Here is a 2,451-nt window from a genome sequence, read left to right as displayed (position 1 = left end):
TTGCCGGTGGCCGTCTTCGGCAGGCCGGAGACGAAGGTGACGCCGCGCGGGACCTTGAAATGGGCCATGCGCTCGCGCAGGAAGCCGATCAGCTCCTGTTCCGTCACCCGGGCGCCCTGGCGCAGGACCACGAAGGCGTGGGGCGTCTCCCCCCACTTCTCGTGCGGGAGGCCGACCACGGCCACCTCCTGCACCGCCTCGTGCCGCAACAGCACGCCCTCCACCTCCACCGAGGAGATGTTCTCGCCGCCGCTGATGATGACATCCTTGATCCGGTCACGGATCTCGATGTAGCCGTCGGCATGGACCACGGCGGAATCCCCGGTGTGATACCAGCCGCCCGCGAGCGCCTGCCCGGTGGCCTCCGGGTCGTTGTAATAGCCCTTCATGATGACATTGCCGCGCGCGACGATCTCGCCCTGGGTCCGCCCGTCCCACGGCACCGGCGCGCCCTCCTCGTCCACCACCCGGACATCGCCGGAGGTGATGGTCTCGACGCCCTGGCGCGCCTTGAGCGCCGCCCGCTCGTCGGCCGGCAGCCCGGCGTGCTCCGGGCGGGGCTCGCAGATGGTGATGAAGGGGGAGGCCTCGGTCATGCCGTACACATGGATGAGTTCCCAGCCGAATTCCTGCTCGATCCGCTCGATGGTGGCCGCCGCCGGCGGCGCGCCCGCGGTGAGCACCCGCAGGCCGCGCGGCACCTCGCCGCGCACCTCCGGCGGCGCGCTGGCGATGCCGATGAGCACCGTGGGGGCGGCACAGAACAGGGTGACGCCCTCCTCGCGCAGGAGGCGGAAGATCTCGGCGGGGTCCACCCTGGGCAGGCAGACGTGGGTGCCGCCGCAGGCGGTCATGGTCCAGACATAGCCCCAGCCGTTGACGTGGAACATCGGCAGTGTCCACAGGTAACGGTCGGCGGGGGTGACGTGGACATGGGCGAGCGCCGCGGCGCAGTTCACCCAGACGTTGCGGTGGGTGAGCCTGACCCCCTTGGGGGTCGAGGTGGTGCCGCTGGTGTAGTTGATGGTGATCACCTCGTCCTCGTCGATCTCGCCGGTGGGCGGCGCGGGCTCGGCCGCGTGCAGCAGCGCCTCGTAGTCCCGCCAGCCCTCCCCGGCGGCGCCGAAGGCCACGAAGTGCTCCACCGCCGGCAGCTCGTCGCGCACCCGGTCCAGGAGTTCGAGGTAATCGGGATGCGCGCAGACCACCCTGGCGCCGGAGTGATTGATGATATAGGCCATCTCCGGCGCCGCGAGCCGGTAGTTGATGGGCACCAGGACGGCCCCGATCCCCGGCACAGCGTAGAACGACTCGAGCAGGGCGTGCGTGTTCGGGGCGATACAGGCGACCCGGTCGCCCCTGGCGACGCCCAGCTCCCGCAACGCCCCGGCCCAGCGATCGCAACGTTCGAAGAATTGCGCGTAGCTCAGGCGGAGATCGCCGTCCACGACCGCCTCACGGCCCGCGTAGAGCTTGCGCGCGCGGCGGGCGAATTCCAGGGGGGAAAGAGGGACCTTCATCGATATCACTCCTCGTTGGTGGTTTCAGTGTCGATCATCGGCTCGCAGCCCGCTCGGGCGGGCCGGGCGAAAGGGGCCCGGAAAAACCGGATGGCGCCAAAGGGACAAACCGTACCCTTGACGAATTCCGGCAACAGGTTGAATGAAACTGTCAAACTTCGAGATCCGGAGCGGTCTTGCGCGATATCCGGGCTAGCAGCGCGGCCCGGCGCGGCCGTCGCCGCCGGTGCCGCGCACCTGCCCGCTCCCGCTCGCGGCCCCGGCTTCCAGCCAGACCACGAGCCCCTGTGTGTTCAGGTCGATATCGTTGGCCAGTATCGCCAGCGCCTGCTCGCGGGAGAGCGGGCAGCCCTGGCGCCGCAGCCCGGACCACAGCGACGCCTCCAGGGCCCGGCGGATGTCGCCGCCGGCGTCCTCCCCACCCGCCTCCAGCGCCAGCGCCGCCGCTTCGTCGATGCGCGCCAACAACTGCCGGGCCAGCGGCGCCGGGTCCTCCACCATGCCGAAATGGGTCAGGTAGATGCGTTGCGGGCGCAGCTCCAGCAGGCGCTCGACCGAGGCCCGCCAGGCGGCGGGATCGAACTGCACCGGCGTGGTCGGGGGGAAGATGAAGGGGCCGGCGGGGCCGTCGAGTTCCCGGTAGGAGATGCCGAAGGTGACGCCGGCGAAGATGCCCCCGCTCAGCTCGTCCTGGACACAGAAGTGGTGCCGGGCATGGCCCGGGGTATCGAGGAAGAGCAGCCTGCGACCGTTCAGGGAGAGCGTGAAGCGATCGCCCGCCTCGATCACCCGCTCGGCGGGCACCGGCACCAGTTCCCCGTAGAGTCGCGCGAACCGCTCCTCGCCGTACACCGCCCTGGCCCCGGCGGCCAGCTTCGAGGGATCGATCAGGTGCCGGGCGCCGCGGGGGTGGACGACCAGCCGGGCGCCG

General features: G+C 70.6%; 2 protein-coding genes. Both read right to left on the bottom strand.

Translation table 11 applies throughout. The features are described 5' to 3' along the window. Positions 1-1,520: long-chain-fatty-acid--CoA ligase (locus tag Q9Q40_14210; GenBank protein ID MDQ7008371.1), on the bottom strand; the 1,520-nt coding region annotated here is incomplete at its 3' end. 192 nt (positions 1,521-1,712) lie between these two features. Further along, the coding region (locus Q9Q40_14205) for an MBL fold metallo-hydrolase (GenBank protein MDQ7008370.1) at positions 1,713-2,451 on the bottom strand (739 nt) is incomplete at its 5' end.

The organism is Acidobacteriota bacterium (assembly GCA_030949985.1).
In the GTDB taxonomy this organism is placed as follows: Bacteria; Acidobacteriota; Polarisedimenticolia; order J045; family J045; genus JALTMS01.
This window is presented reverse-complemented; position numbering and strand designations above follow the sequence as displayed.